The sequence below is a fragment of the Kitasatospora sp. NPDC101801 genome, from assembly GCF_044766665.1.
Lineage (GTDB): Bacteria > Actinomycetota > Actinomycetes > Streptomycetales > Streptomycetaceae > Kitasatospora.
On sequence record NZ_JBIWML010000003.1, the window covers coordinates 61,091 to 78,553 of the forward strand.

Annotated in this window: 14 protein-coding genes, 1 tRNA gene and 1 pseudogene; 8 read left to right on the forward strand and 8 right to left on the reverse strand. The window is 72.5% G+C overall.

Annotation, left to right across the window (positions count from 1 at the left end; genetic code table 11):
- The first annotated feature begins 29 nt into the window (after positions 1 to 29).
- Positions 30 to 1,454, forward strand: a complete 1,425-nt coding sequence (locus tag ACIRPK_RS06545) for an MFS transporter (protein WP_403033891.1) — start codon at positions 30 to 32, stop codon at positions 1,452 to 1,454.
- 112 nt (positions 1,455 to 1,566) lie between these two features.
- Here ACIRPK_RS06545 and ACIRPK_RS06550 read toward each other — a convergent pair.
- From ACIRPK_RS06550 to ACIRPK_RS06560, 3 genes are all read right to left on the reverse strand, one after another.
- Positions 1,567 to 1,661: transfer RNA gene (locus ACIRPK_RS06550), tRNA-OTHER, on the reverse strand.
- Between the two features lie 270 nt (positions 1,662 to 1,931).
- Positions 1,932 to 2,708, reverse strand: a complete 777-nt coding sequence (locus ACIRPK_RS06555) for a hypothetical protein (RefSeq protein WP_403033894.1) — start codon at positions 2,706 to 2,708, stop codon at positions 1,932 to 1,934.
- A gap of 245 nt (positions 2,709 to 2,953) precedes the next feature.
- The gene (locus tag ACIRPK_RS06560; protein ID WP_403033896.1) at positions 2,954 to 3,094 is read right to left on the reverse strand and encodes a hypothetical protein; all 141 of its coding nucleotides are present in this window, start codon (positions 3,092 to 3,094) and stop codon (positions 2,954 to 2,956) included.
- A 428-nt stretch (positions 3,095 to 3,522) separates the two neighbouring features.
- Between ACIRPK_RS06560 and ACIRPK_RS06565 the strand changes: the two genes are divergently transcribed.
- On the forward strand, positions 3,523 to 4,005 hold the full coding sequence (locus ACIRPK_RS06565; RefSeq protein WP_403034493.1) for an AAA family ATPase: 483 nt from the start codon (positions 3,523 to 3,525) through the stop codon (positions 4,003 to 4,005).
- 197 nt (positions 4,006 to 4,202) lie between these two features.
- On the opposite strand, the gene ACIRPK_RS06570 is transcribed toward ACIRPK_RS06565, so the two are convergent.
- The 3 genes and pseudogenes from ACIRPK_RS06570 to ACIRPK_RS06580 all read right to left on the reverse strand — a co-directional run.
- Positions 4,203 to 5,624: an amino acid permease gene (locus ACIRPK_RS06570; protein ID WP_403033899.1), complete on the reverse strand. Its 1,422-nt coding sequence runs from the start codon at positions 5,622 to 5,624 to the stop codon at positions 4,203 to 4,205.
- Positions 5,625 to 5,915: 291 nt separating this feature from the next.
- Positions 5,916 to 7,988, reverse strand: coding sequence for an elongation factor G (gene fusA / locus ACIRPK_RS06575; protein ID WP_403033901.1), 2,073 nt, complete (start codon positions 7,986 to 7,988; stop codon positions 5,916 to 5,918).
- Positions 7,989 to 8,332: 344 nt separating this feature from the next.
- Positions 8,333 to 8,599: pseudogene (locus tag ACIRPK_RS06580) on the reverse strand (TerD family protein); the annotation flags it as partial.
- Between the two features lie 81 nt (positions 8,600 to 8,680).
- Between ACIRPK_RS06580 and ACIRPK_RS06585 the strand changes: the two are divergent.
- Entirely contained in the window at positions 8,681 to 8,890 is a 210-nt protein-coding gene (locus ACIRPK_RS06585; RefSeq protein ID WP_403033904.1) for a hypothetical protein, read from the forward strand.
- 64 nt (positions 8,891 to 8,954) lie between these two features.
- Here ACIRPK_RS06585 and ACIRPK_RS06590 read toward each other — a convergent pair whose 3' ends face one another.
- Positions 8,955 to 9,692 (reverse strand): SOS response-associated peptidase, encoded by a 738-nt coding sequence (locus ACIRPK_RS06590; protein WP_403033906.1) that lies wholly within the window; start codon positions 9,690 to 9,692, stop codon positions 8,955 to 8,957.
- Positions 9,693 to 9,806: 114 nt separating this feature from the next.
- Positions 9,807 to 10,451 (reverse strand): GntR family transcriptional regulator, encoded by a 645-nt coding sequence (locus ACIRPK_RS06595; protein ID WP_403033909.1) that lies wholly within the window; start codon positions 10,449 to 10,451, stop codon positions 9,807 to 9,809.
- A 257-nt stretch (positions 10,452 to 10,708) separates the two neighbouring features.
- Here ACIRPK_RS06595 and ACIRPK_RS06600 point away from each other — a divergent pair, with 257 nt between their 5' ends.
- The 5 genes from ACIRPK_RS06600 to ACIRPK_RS06620 are packed head-to-tail and all read left to right on the forward strand — an operon-like array spanning position 10,709 to position 17,462.
- A complete protein-coding gene (locus ACIRPK_RS06600) occupies positions 10,709 to 12,664 on the forward strand; it encodes a beta-galactosidase (protein ID WP_403033912.1) in 1,956 nt (651 codons plus the stop codon).
- A gap of 55 nt (positions 12,665 to 12,719) precedes the next feature.
- A complete protein-coding gene (gene gcvPA, locus ACIRPK_RS06605) occupies positions 12,720 to 14,069 on the forward strand; it encodes an aminomethyl-transferring glycine dehydrogenase subunit GcvPA (protein WP_403033914.1) in 1,350 nt (449 codons plus the stop codon).
- Positions 14,066 to 15,622 (forward strand): aminomethyl-transferring glycine dehydrogenase subunit GcvPB, encoded by a 1,557-nt coding sequence (gcvPB, locus tag ACIRPK_RS06610; protein WP_403033917.1) that lies wholly within the window; start codon positions 14,066 to 14,068, stop codon positions 15,620 to 15,622. Before gcvPA ends, gcvPB begins: the two co-directional genes overlap by 4 nt.
- The gene (locus ACIRPK_RS06615; protein ID WP_403033920.1) at positions 15,619 to 16,716 is read left to right on the forward strand and encodes an ATP-NAD kinase family protein; all 1,098 of its coding nucleotides are present in this window, start codon (positions 15,619 to 15,621) and stop codon (positions 16,714 to 16,716) included. The genes gcvPB and ACIRPK_RS06615 overlap by 4 nt, the downstream gene beginning before the upstream one ends.
- The gene (locus ACIRPK_RS06620) at positions 16,713 to 17,462 is read left to right on the forward strand and encodes an SDR family NAD(P)-dependent oxidoreductase (protein WP_403033922.1); all 750 of its coding nucleotides are present in this window, start codon (positions 16,713 to 16,715) and stop codon (positions 17,460 to 17,462) included. Before ACIRPK_RS06615 ends, ACIRPK_RS06620 begins: the two co-directional genes overlap by 4 nt.
- Position 17,463 lies beyond the last annotated feature (1 nt).

The window sequence follows — 17,463 nt, forward strand, 5'->3', positions numbered from 1 at the left end:
CAAACCCACTACCGCTAGCGTTCCCGGCCATGCAGAGAGTTGGAATATCAAACCCACCGGTTGCGCCGACCGGTTCGAGCCGCCCCCACCGCCGGGCCGCGTTCCTGGTGGTCGCCGCCGCGGTCTTCGTCTCGAACCTCGACCTGTTCATCGTCAACGTCGCCCTCCCGGCGATGCAGCAGCACTTCCACGGCGCCGGCCTGGCCACCCTGTCCTGGGTACTGAACGGCTACGCCATCGTCTTCGCCGCCCTGCTGGTGCCCGCCGGACGGCTGGCTGACCGGATAAGCCACCGCACGGTGTTCCTCGCCGGACTGGGCGTCTTCACCGCCGCCTCCGCACTCTGCGCACTCGCCCCGGCCGTCGGCTGGCTCGACGCGGCCCGGGTGCTCCAGGCGGCGGGCGCGGCCGCGCTGATGCCGACCTCACTGGCGCTGCTCCTGGACGCCACTCCCCCGGCCGAGCGCCCCGGCGCCATCCGCGCCTGGGCCTCGATCGGCGGGATCGCCGCCGGGCTCGGACCGGTTCTCGGCGGACTGCTGGTCGAAGCCGACTGGCGCTGGGTGTTCATCGTCAACGTCCCGATCGGCATCGCCGCCTTCGCCGTGGGAGCGCGCGTACTGCCCAGGCTGCGCGGCACGGAGAACGGACCGCTGCCGGACCTGTTCGGCGCGGGACTGCTCACCGCCGCCATCGCCACCCTCACCGTGGCCCTGGTCAAGGGCGACGACTGGGGCTGGGGCTCGCCCCGAGTCCTGGGCAGCCTGCTCGCGGGCGCCCTGCTGACCGGCTGGTTCCTACGCCGCTCGGCGCACCACCGCGCCCCCATCGTCGAACTTCCGCTGCTGCGGGTGCCCAGCTTCGCCGCCGCCAACACCGCAGCGCTGCTGTTCACCCTCGCCTTCGCCGGCATGCTGCTGACCTCGGTCCTGTGGTGCCAGCAGGTCTGGGAGTACTCGGCGCTGCGCACCGGACTCGCCATCGCCCCCGGGCCGCTGCTGGTGCCGCCGGTCGCACTGGGCAGCGCCGCACTGGTGCGCAGGCTCGGCCCCGGACGGACGGCCGCGCTCGGCACCCTGCTGTTCGCCGCCGGCATCGGCTGGTGGGCCGCCGCCATCGGGGTCGAGCCCGGCTACGCCGCAGAACTGCTGCCCGGGCTGCTGCTCACCGGCCTGGGCGTGGGACTGACGCTGCCCACCCTGATCGGGTCCGCCGCGGCGGCGCTGCCTCCCACACGCTTCGCCACCGGTTCGGCGATCACCACGATGGCCCGGCAGATCGGCGCAGTGGTGGGCGTCGCGCTGACCGTCAGCCTGATCGGCACCCCGCAGGGACCGCAGGCCGCGCTGGACGGCTTCCGGCGCGGCTGGACCGCGGTGATCGTGGCAGCACTGCTGGCCTGCGCGGCAGCCCTGGTGCTCGCCGCCGCCCAGCGCCGGGCCGCCGCGAAGTAGGCCCGCCCGCACCGCCCGTCGGACCGGCAGCACCCGTCCGGTCCCGGTCCGGCCGGTCACCGCCTGTTCGCACCAGGCGCGGAGACCGGCCGGCCCCGGGACCGTCAGTCTGCGGAGAGGGCAGGATTCGAACCTGCGCGGACCCCGAGAGGCCCTGCTCGACCGTCACCGGCCAGGCACCCGATCAGCCACTCCGGGCACCTCTCCCAACCCCAGGAGCGGTACCCGCCCCTTCGGCATGCCACCACTGTGCCCGCCGGCACTGACCCACCCCTGACACCCGCCTGACCCGGCCCGCGATGCACCGCGTTCCGACCTCGGGCCCATGGCCGAGCCGGCTGGCTTCGTCGGGACCGCCGTCCACTGGACGGCGGTCCCTCCCCCCATGCTCCTGATGCTCCTGGGCGAGGGCTGACACCACACCCGGGCCCGCCAGCGGACGGGCGTGGCGGGCAGCCGTGGCGGCCTGAGGGGTGGTCAGGCGCACTTCATGGTGCGGTTGGCCAGCGCCACCGAGGCGACCTTCTCCCCGGTCACCGTGAACTCGTACTGCCAGCCGGGCTTGCCCTCGACCGGCAGCTCGAACGTGCCGCCCTTGGCCGGCTTGAGGCCCTTGGCGTCGTACGCCTGCTTGAGCGCCTCCACGGTCGAGCCGACGCCGATGCCCTCGGCGGTGCGCGCGTCCGCCGGGGCGACCAGCTCACGCAGCCCGTCGACGCCGAAGGAGACCCGTCCGGCGGTCAGGAACGCGGCGTCGCGGGCCTCGCGGGCCGCCATCAGCTGGGCGAGGGCCATCGTCGCGTCGGCGATCGCCTTGGCACCGGCCGCAGAGTTCTTGGCCGACTCCAGTGCCGCTGCGGCGAACTCGGCGGATTCCTTCGCGGAGGCGCCCGGCCGCAGGGTCGGGGTGGCGGCAGGCTTCTCGAGCGCGTCCGCCTTGGCGTTGAGGTCCTTGTAGCCGGCCTCGGCAGCCGCTTCGGCAGCCATCCGGGCGGCGTCCGGCGCGGGGCCGCCCTTGTAGGTGAAGTCGGTGCAGCCGTCGAGCAGGGACACCGGTACCGACTCCAGTGCGCCGCTCGCCAGTGCCGCGTCCTTCGCCATCCCCGGGACCAGCCCGCGGTAGTCGGCCGCACCGAACGGCGTCGGTTTCGCGGCGGCCGCACCCGCACCCTTCGAGCCGCCGTCCTCGGCACAGGCCGAGACACCGGCGACGACCAGAGCCACCGTCAGACCGGCGCCCGCCAGGCGTCGCATTGCTGGGATCTTCCCCAAGTCGATCTCCCCCTTCGTTTCGAACCACACCGTAACCAGGCCAGGAGAGCGGTCCCACCGGATATCCGGTTCCGTCCCAGGTGAGCGGCGTGCACGGACTCGTCCGGTCGTCAACTCGGTTCCCGATGACCGGACTTGTCCCGCTGCCTCGAACGACCGCCCCGGACACCGGTGAGGGAGATCACATCCGGCACGGCCCCGTGGTCGCGCGGGACGGTGACCAGGACTCAGGCGGTGAGGCCCCCGGGGTCGCGGCTGTCGAGGTAGTCGACCAGCGCGGCCTCGCTCCGGCGCAACCGGTCCCGGTCGTCGGCGGCCAGCGACGCCAGGGCGTCGACGAGGACCCGCTTGCGATGAACGTGGACCATGGCACCCGAGTAGATCCGGCACCCCGAGCACCAGGCGAACCCGATGCACCGCTCGAAACTCGAGGACTCGGGTGGGTGGTAGCGGTACTGGTAGGTCCGGACCGGCTCGTGACACACGAGGCAGAACCACCGGTCACCCTCGCGGACGGTCCAGTCGTTTCCGCGCTTCCGCCAGGACTTCCGGCCCTGGGGTGCTCTTCAAGTCGTCATGCTGTCATTCTGCCCCGGGAGCGGCGTCAGGTGACACTCGATTACCTGCGGAGCCCCGACGCCGGTCCCGGCGCTCGCGACCGGCGCGCCCGCCCTCTGGTTCTGCCGGCTGCGGTGCGGCCACCGCGCGGAGGTCGGATGCTGATCCGGTGGCCGCCCGCCCAGGTTCGCCGGGTTGGCCGGTCTAACCTGGCTCCGTGACGGAGCAATTGAGCACGGTGGTGCTGATGTGCGGTCTTCCCGGGGCGGGCAAGACCACCTATGCGATGGACCTGGTGCGACGTGGTTTCGCCCGGTTGTCGATCGACGAAGTGGTCTGGCAACGACTCGGACAGCGTGACGCCGGCCTGGTGCTGGAGGCCGGGGCGTTCGACCGGCTCAAGGAAGTGATCCGCCGCGAGCAACGGCAGGAACTGGTCGAGCTGATGCGGGCCGGGCGAGACGTGGTGGTGGACTACAGCTTCTGGAGCCGCACCGCCCGCGACGACTACAAGGCGCTGATCGAAAGCCACGGGTGCCGCTGGGAACTGATCCACCTCAAGGCTGACCGGACGACGCTGGAGCGCCGCCTCGAAGCACGGAGCGGCGTGGCGGGCGCCAACGCCGTCACCGTGGACGAGACCCTGTTCAACCGCTACCTGGCCAACTTCGAGGAACCGGAGGGCGAGGGTGAGCAGGTCGTCATGCAGTCCTCGACTTGAGGATCCGCTCGTCGATCGGCCGACGGTCGCTGCCCGGCAGGGCGAGGTCGGCGCCCTATCCGACCCACCCGCCCCACCGCCGGACGGAACGCCGAACCCCACCACCCGCCTTCACGGGCAGTGGGGCCAGGCGCATCACACGTCGATCCCCGAGCGGGCCACCAAGCCGCGGTACAGCGACGGCCCCTGACCGTACGTCAGCTGCGGACCGCGGCCTTCCGCCGCCGGTCCACCACGGCTGCCGCGCCCAGCACGACCGCCGCCGCCACCAGCGACAGGTACATCTGGGTCCGCCCGTCGGCGTCCGTGAACATGTAGACCATCACGAACCCGATCAGCCCGATGGTCGCCCAGGTCAGGTAGGGGTACAGCCACATCCGGACCAGGAGCCGATCGGGCGACTCGCGCTCGATGATCTTCCGCATCCGCAGCTGCGAGAAGCAGATCACCAGCCAGACGAAGAGCGCGACCGCGCCCGAGGAGTTGATCAGGAACTTGAAGACGGTGTCCGGCGAGGTGTAGTTGAAGAACACCGCGAGGAAGCCGAAGACCACCGAGGACAGGATCGCCGTCCGGGGCACCCCGCGCGCGCTGACCCGGGCGAACGCCCGGGGTGCGTCGCCGCGTTGGCCGAGCGAGAACGCCATCCGAGAGGCCGTGTACAGGCCGGAGTTGAGGCAGGAGAGCACGGCCGTCAGCACGATCACGTCCATCACCCGGCCGGCGCCGGGGATGCCCACGTGCTCCAGCACCGCGACGTAGGGGCTGCCCTTCACCGAAGCGTCGTTCCACGGAAGCAGGGTGACCACGATCGCGATCGAGCCGAGGTAGAAGACACCGATCCGCCAGATCACGCTGTTGGTGGCCCGGCTGACGGCCTTCTCCGGGTCGGCGGACTCGCCCGCCGCGAGGGTGACGATCTCGCTGCCCATGAAGGCGAAGACCACGGTCAGCATGCCGGTGAACACCGCACCCACCCCGTGCGGCAGGAAGCCGCCGTTGCCGGTCAGGTTGGCCGTGCCGACCGCGTCGGTGCCGGGCAGCAGGCCGAACACGGCCAGGCCGCCGACCACGATGAAGGCGACGATCGCCACCACCTTGATGCCCGCGAACCAGAACTCGAACTCGCCGTACGAGGCGACCGAGAACAGGTTGGTCGCCGTCAGTACGGCCATCACCGCCAGGGCGAACGCCCACTGCGGTACCCCGGGCACCCAGCTGTTGAGGATCTTGGCACCTGCGGTGGCCTCCACCGCCAGCACCACGACCCAGAAGAACCAGTAGAGCCAGCCGATGGTGAATCCGGCCCACCGGCCGAGCGCCCGGTCCGCGTAGGCGGAGAACGACCCGCTCTGCGGGTCGGCGGCGGCCATCTCGCCGAGCATCCGCATGACCATCACGACCAGCACGCCGGCCAGTGCGTACGAGAGCAGGATGCCCGGGCCGGTGGAGGCGATCCCCGCGCCGGAGCCGACGAACAGGCCGGCCCCGATCACGCCGCCGATCGCGATCATGGACAGATGGCGGTTCTTGAGCCCGGCGTTCAGCCGGCCGCCGTCCGGTCCGCCGTCGCCCGGGGTCTCCGGGGGTGCGGCGGCCTGGGTGGTGTTCGCACTCATGGTTGGGTGCCTGTGCCTTTCCCGCGCGGCTGACCCCTTCGGCCTTTGCCGCCGAAGGGAGGGGGGACAGCTCCGCGCATTGCGAGGCAACCTAACTTCTCCGGCCGGACATCGGAACCAACCGTCGCAAAATGCCCCCGCAATCTCCACATCACAGCAGGTCAGGGGCGGTCCCCCGAATCCCGGCGAAGCTCAGATCTGACTCACCGTCAGGCCGGACGGGTGGCCGCAGACCCGAGCGGCAGCGCCGACCACCCCGGCCGGGAGCTCCGGTCGGGGTGGTCGGTCGGGCTACCTGGCCGGTGCCAGGGCGTAGCCCGTGGCCCGGGTGGTGAAGGTGCCCCGGCCCTGCGTACGGCTGCGCAACTGGGTCGCGTAGCCGAACAGTTCGGCCAGCGGTACGGTCGCGGTGACCACGGCCGTGCCGACCCGGGCGGTCGAGCCGGTGACCCGGCCACGTCGGGCGGCGAGGTCGCCGAGCACTCCGCCCACGGCGTCCTCGGGCACGGTGACCGTGACCTCGACCACCGGTTCGAGCAGCGCCGTCGTCCCGGTCCGGAGCGCCTCGCGGAGCGCGAGCCGGCCGGCCGTGCGGAACGCCGGCTCCGAGGAGTCCTTGGGGTGGGTGGCCCCGTCGGTCAGGGTGACCCGCAGGCCGGTGACCTGGTGGCCGGCCAGCGGGCCCTCGGCGAGCGCGTCCCGGCAGCCGGCCTCGACCGCCCGGACGAACTCGGCCGGTACCCGGCCACCGGTGACGGTCGAGCGGAACTCGAAGCCCAGCGGCCGCCCGGCCCCGCCCGCCACCGGCTCCAGCGGAGCCGTGTCGAGCACCACCTGGGCGAACTGCCCGGCCCCGCCGTCCTGTTTGGCGTGCCGGAAGACCAGACCGGTCACCCCTCGGAGCACCGTCTCGCGGTAGGCCACCTGCGGGCGGCCGACCTGGATCTCCAGACTGTGGGTGCGCCGGATCTTCTCCACCGCCACCTCCAGGTGCAGTTCGCCCATCCCGGACAGCACCGTCTGCCCGGTCTCGGGGTCGGTGCGGACCAGCAACGACGGGTCCTCCTCGGTCAGTCGGGCCAGCGCGGTGGCGAGCCGGTCGGTGTCGCCACCGGTCCGGGCCTCCACCGCCACCGAGACCACCGGTTCGGCGGTGCTCGGCGGTTCGAGGACCAACGGCGCCGTCGGCGCGCACAGCGTGCTGCCCGCCCGGACGCCCTTGAGCCCGATGACGGCCACGATGTCCCCGGCCACCGCCCGGTCCACGTCCGCGTGCCGGTCGGCCTGCACCCGCAGGATGCGCCCGATCCGTTCGGACCGGCCGGTGCCCGCGTCCAGCACCGTCGTCCCCTTCCCGATCGTCCCCGAGTAGACCCGCAGGTAGGACAGCCGCCCGGTGGCGGCCGCACTCACCTTGAACACCAGCCCGACGAACGGCACTTCGGGATCGGCCGACCGCTCCTGCACCGTGCCGTCCAGCGTGCCGCGCACCGGCGGTACGTCCAGCGGCGAGGGCAGGTAGGCCGTCACCGCGTGGAGCAGCGGTTCGATCCCCCGGTTCCGGTAGGCCGATCCGCACAGCACCACCACGGCCTCCCCGGTGCGGGTGAGGTCGCGCAGCGCGGCGGCCAGGGTCGGTGCGGAGACCGCCGTGGTCGCGCAGAACTCCTCCAGCGCGCCGGGGTGCAGCTCGGCCACCGCCTCCTCGAGGAGGTGGCGTCGGCGCTGCGCCTCCGCCAGCAGTTCCGCCGGTACGTCGGTCTCCCGACCGGCTTCCGCGCCGTCGTCCCAGAGCAGTGCCCGCATCGTCAACAGGTCGACCACGCCGGTGAACCGGTCCTCCGTGCCGACCGGCAGCTGCACCACCAGCGGGACCACGTGCAGCCGTTGCCGGATCGACTCGACGGCGGCGTCCAGGTCCGCCCCGACCCGGTCGAGCTTGTTCACGAAGGCGATCCGGGGCACCCCGTGCCGGTCGGCCTGCCGCCAGACCGACTCGCTCTGCGGCTCCACGCCGGCCACCGCGTCGAACACCGCGATCGCCCCGTCGAGCACCCGGAGCGAGCGCTCCACCTCGTCGGCGAAGTCGACGTGGCCGGGGGTGTCGATCAGGTTGATCCGGTGACCGTCCCAGGCGCAGCTGACGGCCGCCGCGAAGATGGTGATGCCCCGGTCCCGTTCCTGCGGGTCGAAGTCGGTGACGGTGGTGCCGTCGTGGACCTCGCCGCGCTTGTGGACGGCGCCGGTGAGGTAGAGGATCCGCTCGGTCACGGTGGTCTTGCCGGCGTCCACGTGGGCGAGGATGCCCAGGTTGCGGACGGTGGCGAGCGGGTCGGTGTGCTGCAGGTGCGGGTTGGTACGCACGGCCGTTGGCCTTTCGGGGTGATCCGGAGAAGGGCGGCGCGATCTGCGGACGACGGGCCCGGGCGACCCTCCTCATGAACCCCGGAAGTCCCGTGGGTACGGGGACGGGGGTGGAGGAGGAGCGGGTCAGACGGTCGTCGCAGCCTTCCGGTGCCGGGCGCGCAGCGGGCACCGGGCACCGCGAGACACCAGGATCACCTCGTACCGCGACGGCGGGACGACGACAGCGGTGCGGTAGCGCACGGCCGGTCTCCCCTCACTCGCCACGGTCCGCGCCGTCCGGTCGGACGGCGCTCGATGTGCGGCGAGTCTAGGGACCTCGGCCCGGCGAGCGCACGGGGTTATTCACCGTGCGGATCCGCCGGGGCGTCCGCGAGTTGGCGGACCAAGTGCTTGGCCCAGCTGAGCGGGTACCCCTGCTCCGGGGTCGGGATCTCGATCGAGGTGCGCAGCCTGCCGGCCCGTCGATCGGCCACGACGGAGAGGTTGCCCGGGGGCTCGTCGACCCGGATCTCCGCGTGCAGGCGTCCGTCCGAGCACAGTCCGTCGGCCGACGCGGCCCGTCGGACCCGGGGGTCCTCGCCCCGGCGGGCCCGCTGCACCGGCAGCACAGCGGATTAATGACCTGCGCCCGGGACAGAGCAGGGCGTACGGTCATGAACCCCCTGAAGGTGGAAGGAGATTCACCCAACATGGGCCTGTTCAAGGACGCACCGCCCCGAGAGCATCCGGACTACACCCACCTACGTTTCATGGCGGCCGGTTCACCGTCGTGGTGGAAGAGCAACCGCCACAAGCTCCTCGCCGTCGTCGGCCTCCTGGCCGGATTCTGGCTCGCCGACCACCACGACCCCGCCCCTGCCACCTGCCCCGCTCCCCCACCGGCCGCCACCACCCGCTGACCCCACCCCGCGCTCCGGCCGGACCTCGCCGGCCGGAGCGCGCGGGCACCGCCCGGATCTGGCGCTACAACGGGTCCGGTACCGGTTCGAGGAGCTGCGGGCCGTTGCTGCGGACGGAGTTGACCGCGGTGGACACCGCCCGGACGGCGAGTTCGGCGCCGCCGGGGGTGTGCAGCAGGTGGCGGGCCTCGGTGGGGTCGGTCAGCTCCGGGTCCAGCCAGGCGTCGAGGTCGGCGAGGTCGACGGTCAGTGGCATCCGGTCGTGCACCCGGCCCGCCGCGTCGGTGGCGTCGGTGGTGATGACGGTGGCGGTCGCCAGCCAGGCGGCCGGGTCGTCGTCCGGGACCGAGTGGTCGCGCCAGAACTCGTACAGCCCGGCCATCAGCATCGGCCCGTCCGAGGCCGGGTGCAGGTAGTACGGCTGCTTGAACGCCTTGCCGTCGGCGACGGCGGGTACCGGCACCCACTCGAAGTACCCGTCTGCGGGCAGGACGCAGCGGCGGGTGCCGAACGCCTTCCGGAACGCGGGCTTCGTGTGCACGGTCTCGGCCCGGGCGTTGATCAGCCGGGCGGCGCCCTTGGCGTCCTTCGACCAGGAGGGCACCAATCCCCAGCGCAGCACCCGGAGTTGTCGGGTCAGCTCACCGGTCTCCCGGTCGACCCGCTCCAGCACCGCCGGGACCGGATCGGTCGGGGCGACGTTCCAGCTCGGTGCCAGCTCCTCCGGCGGCGCGCCACCGGTCACCCTGAGCAGGTCGACCAGGTCCTGGGGCGTGGTGGTGGAGACATATCTTCCGCACATGGCACATCACCTTGCCACCATCCAACGCCGAAGCCGTCGCTTTCGCGACCGACACCCTGCCCGCGCCGCCCGCCGCCCGCCGCTCGCCGCCCGCCGCCCGGTGCGGTGCAGCCGTCAGTCCTGCGGGATGTGGGCGAGCATCCGCTCCATACCGCCGACCCAGTTCGCCCTGAGGGCCGCGATGGCGCCGGGCAGGTCCTCGTCGAGCAGCCGGCGGGCGATCTCGCAGTGCTCCTCGGACTCCCGGGCCACCGGCTCGTCCTCCGCGACCACCAGATTCTCGTAGCGGCGCATGCCGGCCTTGACGCCGGCCAGCAGGTCCAGCAGGCGTTCGTTCGGGCAGCCGCTGAGCAGCAGGCCGTGCCACTCGTCGTCCCTGCGGTCGACCACGGCGTGCGCGGCCACCGGGTCGGGGAAGCCCTGCGCCAGCCGGAGCAGGTCGGGCGCGATCCTCAGCAGGTGCACGGGGTCGGAGGACTCCAGCGCCAGCGACTCCAACGCCGCGACGATGGCGACCAGTTCGCGGAACTCCTTGCGGCTGACCGGCGCGAACCGGAAACCCCGGCCCTGACTGCTCTCCAGTACACCCTCGCCCGCGAGGGTGATCAGGGCCTCCCGCAGCGGCGTCCGGCTGACGCCCAACTCGGCTGCCAGCACTGCTTCGTTGACGTCCGTCCCAGCGGCGAACTCACCGCGGGTGAGCCGCTCCATCAGTTCGTCGCGGATCTGCTCGCGCAGCGGTCGGCGCTCGATCACCATCTGGGGCCTCTCCTTCGGAATCACGTCGACTGTGACAGCTGCGGCTCCGCCGAGGGGCGGGCAGTGCCGGGGTGCGTGGATCGGGGCCGAGAGCGGAGCATCAGTGACCGACGGACGACCGGCGAGGTACGCACCCCGGCACGATCCGAACGGGAAGCCCCAACCTCCGTTCTCAGCATAGCTCTTGACCGAATGCAGAGTACTGCACTAAGTATTCTGAATACAAAATGCCGATGGCACGGAGGGGTGGCGATTCCATGGGTCTGACCCGGGTGCCGGGCTTGCTGTACGGCGGCGACTACAACCCCGAGCAGTGGCCCGAGCAGGTCTGGCAGCAGGACGTCCGGCTGATGGCCGAGGCGGGGGTGAACATCGTGACGGTGGCCGTCTTCTCCTGGTCACGGCTCGAACCGGCGCCTGGCGTCTACGAGTTCGACTGGCTCGACCGAATCCTCGACCTGCTGCACGGGCACGGGATCGCCGTCGACCTCGCCACCGCGACGGCCACCCCACCGCCTTGGCTGGTCCGGCAGCACCCCGAGGTCCAGCCGGTCGACGCGAACGGGACCAGGCTGGAGTTCGGCTCCCGCCAGGGGTACTGCCCCTCCTCACCCGTGTTCCGGGACAGCACCGTGCGGCTGGCCCGGGCCATGGCGGAGCGGTACCGGGACCACCCCGCCCTGGTCATGTGGCACGTCGGCAACGAGTACGGCGACCACACGGTGGAGTGCTTCTGCGAGGAGTCGGCCCGGCACTTCCGGCGCTGGCTGGGTGACCGGTACGGCACCCTGGACAAACTCAACGCGGCCTGGGGGACGTCCTGTTGGGGCCAGCACTACACCGACTGGACGCAGCTCAGCCCGCCCCGGAAAGCCCCGGGCCCGGTCAACCCCACCCAGGTGCTGGACTGGCGCCGGTTCTGCAGCGACGCGCTGCTGGCCTGCTTCGAGGCCGAGCGCGAGGTGCTCAAGGAGGTCACCCCGGACCTCCCGGTGACCACCAACTTCATGAGCATCCTGCACCACCTGGACTACTGGAAGTGGGCCGCCGCCGAGGACTTCGTCAGCGACGACGCCTACCCCGACCCCGCCGACCCGGCGTCCTACCTGAAGGCCGCACTCAGCTACGACCTGATGCGCTCCCTGAAGCAACAGCCCTGGCTGCTGCTGGAGTCGGCGCCCGGCGCGGTGAGCTGGCGCGAGGTGAACGTCCCCAAGGAACCCGGCGCGATGCGGCTGCACGGTCTGCAGGCGCTCGCCCACGGCTCGGACGGGGTGATGTTCTTCCAGTGGCGGCAGGCCAGGTACGGCCCGGAGAAGTTCCACTCGGCGATGCTGCCGCACGGCGGGACGGACACCCGCCAGTGGCGCGAGACGCTCGCCCTCGGCGCCGACCTGCGCCGACTGGCCGAGGTCGCGGGCACCGGCACCCGGGCGGACGTCGCCCTGGTCCTGGACTGGGACAGCTGGTGGGGTCTCGAAGCACCCGAGTCGCTGCCCTCGAACCGGCTCCGGCTGCACCAGCTGCTGCTCTCCTGGTACGCCCCGCTGCACGCCCGCGGCCTCGCCGTCGACCTGACGCCGCCGGGCCGCGACCTCTCCGCCTACCGCGTGGTGATCGCGCCGAACCTCTACCTCTGCACCGCCGGACAGGCCGCCGGGCTGGCCGCCTTCCCGGGGCAGCTCGTGGTCGGCCCGTTCAGCGGCGTGGTGGACGCCGCCGACCAGGTCCACGACGGCGGTCCGCCGGGGCCGCTGCGCGGACAACTCGGCTTGCGGGTCGAGGAGTTCTGGCCGATCCCGGACGGCGTCGACCAGCAGTTGGTGACCGGTGACGGCACCGTCCTCACCACCCGGACCTGGAGCGAGTGGCTGACGGTCGACGACGCCGAGGTGCTGGCCCGCTACCGGGGCGGCCCGCTGGACGGCCGCCCGGCCGTCACCCGGCGCGGCCGCGCCACCTACCTCGGCTGCCTGCCCGAGGACCTCACGCCGGTGCTGGACGAGGTGCTCGCCGCCGCCGGCCTGACCGGGACCGACCTGCCCCCCGGCGTCGAGCTCTGCCGCCGCGGCGACCTGCTGTTCCTGCTCAACCACGGGACCGCGCCGGCCACTGTACAGCTGCCCACCACCGGGACCGACCTGCTGACCGGCCGTCACCTGCACGGCTCGGTCCACCTCGCACCGCGCGACGCCGTGGTCCTGAAGCCCTGACCCCCGGCCCCACCCCACTGCCCCACCGCCCCGACCCGGAGCACCGAGGAGTGCCGTGAACCATCCCTACATACCCAACGCGGGGCCCGAGACCAGGGCCGCGATGCTCGCCGAGATCGGCGCCCGGAGCGTCGACGAGTTCTACGCCGACATCCCCGCCGACCTCCGGCTGGACCGCCCGCTCGACCTGCCCGCGCCGTTCCCGGACGAGCAGGGCCTGGTCCGGCACCTGCACGGAATGCTGGCCCGGAACACCGCCACCACCGAGACGCTGAGCTTCCTCGGCCACGGCTGCTACCCGCACCACGTACCGGCCGTCTGCGACGAGGTGAACGGGCGGGGCGAGTTCCTCACCGCCTACGCGGGCGAGCCGTACGAGGACCACGGCCGGTTCCAGGCGCTCTTCGAGTACGTCTCGATGATGGGCGAGCTGCTGGAGATGGACGTCGTCAACGTGCCCACCTACGACGGCTTCCAGGCGGCGGGGACGGCGCTGCGGATGGCCGCCCGCTACACCGGGCGCCGCCGGGTGCTGGTCAGCGGCGCAGTCGCCGCCGACAAGCTGAGCAAGATCCGCGACTACCTCACGCCCGACATCGAGGTCCTGCTCGCCCCGGTGGCCGAGACCGGGGAAATCGGCGAGGTGGTCCTCGACGGGACCTTCGCCGCGCTCTACCTGGAGACCCCCACCGTCCACGGCGTGATCGAGACCCGGGGGGCCGAACTCGCCGAACTGGCCCACCGGGTGGGCGCCCTGCTGGTGGTCGGGACGGACCCGATCTCGCTCGGCGTGCTCGCGCCGCCCGCCGCCTACGGCGCCGACCTGGTGTGCGGGGACATCCAGTCGCTCGGCATGCACCAGCAGTACGGCGGCGGCCAGGCCGGCTTCATCGCGAGCCGGGACGAGGAGCGGCTGGTGGCGGAGTTCCCGTCCCGACTGTTCGGCATCGCCCCGACCGCCGTCCCGGGCGAGTACGGCTTCGGCGACGTCTCCTACGACCGCACCTCCTTCGCCCTGCGCGAGGAGGGCCGGGAGTGGGTCGGCACCGCCGCCGCCCTGTGGGGCATCACCGCCGGGGTCTACCTCGCGCTGATGGGCCCGCAGGGGATGCGGGAGATCGGCGAGACGATCCTGGCCCGGACCAGGTACGCGATGCGGGCCCTCGCCTCGGCCGGCGCCCTGGTGCGCCACCAGGAGGCTGTCCACTTCCGGGAGTTCGCGATCGAGGTGCCGGACGCCGACGCGCTACTGGCGGCCCTGCGGCTGCGCGACATCTTCGGCGGCGTCCGGCTCGGGCCCCGGGAGGTCCTGGTCTGCGTCACCGAGCGGCACTCGATCGCCGACCTCGACACCCTCGCGGCGGCCGTCAAGGACGCCCTCTCGGCCACCGGAGGCACCCAGTGAGTTCGCACGGAGAGCCGTTCGCCACCCTGCCGGTCGCGCCCAAGCCCGCGCTGCGCCGCTTCCACCAGGCCCGCTGGGACGAGGAGATCATCTTCGAGCTCTCCCGGCCGGGGCGGCGCGGCATCGGCGTCCCCGCCCCGGACGCCCCGCTGGTCGAACTGCCGGCCGGGGTGGGCCGGTCCACTCCCCCTGCGCTGCCCGAGCTGTCGCAGAACCAGGTGGTCCGGCACTACTTCCGGCTCTCCCAGGAGACCCTCGGCGCGGACTTCAACATCGACGTCGGCCAGGGCACCTGCACCATGAAGTACAGCCCCAAGGTGAACGACACCTTCGTCCGCGACCCGCGGATCGCCGAGCTGCACCCGCTCCAGCCGGAGGACTCCGTGCAGGGCGTGCTGGAGATCTACTGGCGGCTGGAGCAGATCCTCAAGGAGATCTCCGGGATGGCCCGGGTCTCCCTCCAGCCCGGCGCGGGCTCGGCCGCGATCTACGCCAACCTCGCGATGATCCGGGCCTACCACGCCTCCCGGGGCGACGGCGGGCAGCGCGACCAGGTGATCACCACGATCTTCTCGCACCCCTCCAACGCGGCCTGCGCGAAGGTGGCCGGGTACGAGGTGATCACCCTGCTGCCGGACGCCGACGGCTGTCCGGACGCCGAGGCGCTCCGCGCGGCGGTCGGGCCGCGCACCGCCGCTCTGCTGATCACCAACCCGGAGGACACCGGGATCTTCAACCCGAGGATCCGGGAGTTCGTCGAACTGGTCCACGCCGCAGGCGGGTTGGCCTGCTACGACCAGGCCAACGCGAACGGCGTCCTCGGCATCACCCGGGCCCGTGACGCCGGGTTCGACCTGTGCCACTTCAACCTGCACAAGACCTTCTCCACGCCGCACGCCTGCGGCGGCCCGGCGGCCGGTGCGTGCGGCGTCTCCGAGGCCCTGGTCCCGTTCCTGCCGGGCCCGGTGGTGGACCGCGCCGGGGAGTCGTACACGCTGGGCTCGCCCGCCCGGTCGGTCGGGAAGATCCGGCCGTTCCTCGGCGTCACGCCCAACGTGGTCCGGGCCTACGCCTGGGTGATGGCGCTCGGCGCGGAGGGTCTGCGCGAGGTCGCGGAGACCGCCGTGCTGAACAACAACTACCTGATGCACAAGGTGGTGCGGATCCCCGGCGCCTCGGTGCCGTGGGCGGACCGGCGACGGGTCGAGCAGGTCCGCTACTCCTGGCAGGAGCTGACCGAGCAGACCGGGGTGCACTCGGAGGAGATCGGTGTCCGGGCCGCCGACTTCGGGGTGCACTACTGGACCAGCCACCACCCCTACCTGGTGCCCGAGCCGTTCACCCTGGAGCCGACCGAGTCGTACTCCCGCGAGGACCTGGACGAGTACGCCGCGATCCTCGCCCGGGTCGCCGACGAGGCCAGGAAGGACCCCGAGTTCGTCCGGAACGCGCCCTACCGGCAGACCGTCCACCGGATCGACCCGAGCTCCCTGGACGACCCGGCGCAGTGGTCCCCCACCTGGCGGGCCTACTGCCGGAAGCACCGGCCGTGATCGTCGGACTGGTCGTCAACCCGGTTGCGGGGCTGGGCGGTCCGGTCGCACTCAAGGGCAGCGACGGCCCCGCCGTCCAGGCCAGGGCGCTCGCGCTCGGCTCGGTACCCCGGGCGGCCGACCGCGCCACGGCCGCGCTCCGGGCCCTGCACGCCCGCCGCCCCGGGTTCGAACTGCGCACCGTCGCAGGCGGGATGGGCGAACACAGCGCCCGCGCCGCCGGCGTCCCGTACCGGATCGTCCACCGCCCGGCGCTGCTCACCGGCCCGCTGGACACCCGGGCGGCGGTGCCGGCGCTCGCCGGGGTGGACCTGCTGCTGTTCGTCGGCGGGGACGGGACGGCGCGGGACGTGCTGGACGCCGGCCCGACCGGGGCGGTGCTCGGGGTGCCGGCCGGGGTGAAGGTCTACTCCGGGTGCTTCGCGATCAGCCCGTTCGCGGCCGGGGCGACGGCGGCCGGGTTCGACGGGACCACCCTGGACGCCGAGGTGGTCGACCTGGACGAGGACGCCCACCGGGCGGGCCGGGTCGGTGCCCGGCTGTACGGCACCCTGCGGGTGCCGGCGGCCAGGGCGCGGTTGAGCGGCCGCAAGACCGGGTCGTCCACAGCCGGGCCCGGGACGGTGGAGTCGATCGCGCGCGCGGTGGTGGCCGCCATGCGGCCGGGCACCGCCTACGCCCTGGGGCCGGGTGCCACCACCCTCGCGGTGGGGCGTGAACTCGGGCTGGAACTGACGCCGTTGGGGGTGGACGTGGTCCGGGACGGCGCCTTGCTCGCCTCGGACGTCACCGAGCAGACCTTGCTCACCCTTGCCATGTCACAGGTGACGCATGCCATTCTCTCGGTCATCGGCGGCCAGGGCTTCGTGATCGGCCGGGGGAACCAGCAGTTCAGCCCCCGGGTGCTGGCGCGGCTGGCCGGGATCACCGTGCTCGCCACCCAGCAGAAGCTGGCCGCGCTCGGCGGCCGTCCGCTGCTCGTCGACAGCGGGGACACCGCCACCGACGCGGCCCTCAGCGGGCCCGCCCGGGTGGTCACCGGGTACCGCGAATCAGTGATGTACCGCATCCAGTCAGCGAGCGAGGACACATGAACACCCTGCAGAACAAGGTCGCCATCGTCACCGGCGGAGCCTCCGGCATCGGCCGGGCCACCGCCCGGCTGTTCGCCGCCGAGGGCGCCGCCGTGGTGATCGCCGACCTGGCGGACGCGACCGGACTGGTCCACGAGATCGAGGCGGCCGGCGGCCGGGCCGTCGCGGTGCGGGCCGACGTCTCCTCGGAGACCGACTGCGAGCGGACCGTCCGGATCGCGGTCGGGATCTACGGCGGGCTGCACGTCCTGTTCAACAACGCCGGGATCATCCGCCGCAAGACTGCGCTCGAGATCGCCGTCGACGAGTGGGACCTGGTGATGGCGGTCAACGTCCGCTCGGTCTACCTGATGTGCCGCTTCGCCGTCCCGGCGATGACCGAGGGCGGCTCGATCGTCAACACCGGCTCGGGCTGGGGTCTCAAGGGCGGCGGCAACGCGCTGTCCTACTGCGCCTCCAAGGCCGCCGTGGTCAACATGACCCGCGCGCTGGCCATCGACCACGCCGCGGCCGGCATCCGGGTCAACTCGGTCAACCCCGGCGACACCATGACACCGATGCTGCGCGACGAGGCACGCCAACTCGCCGAGGACTGGGCGGTGTTCGAGAAGGACGCCGCCGACCGCCCGATGGGCCGGGCCGGCTCCCCGGAGGAGATCGCCGCCGCCGTGCTGTTCCTGGCCGGCGATGCCAGCAGCTTCGTCACCGGCTCCGCCCTGGTCGTCGACGGCGGCGGCCTCGCCTGAC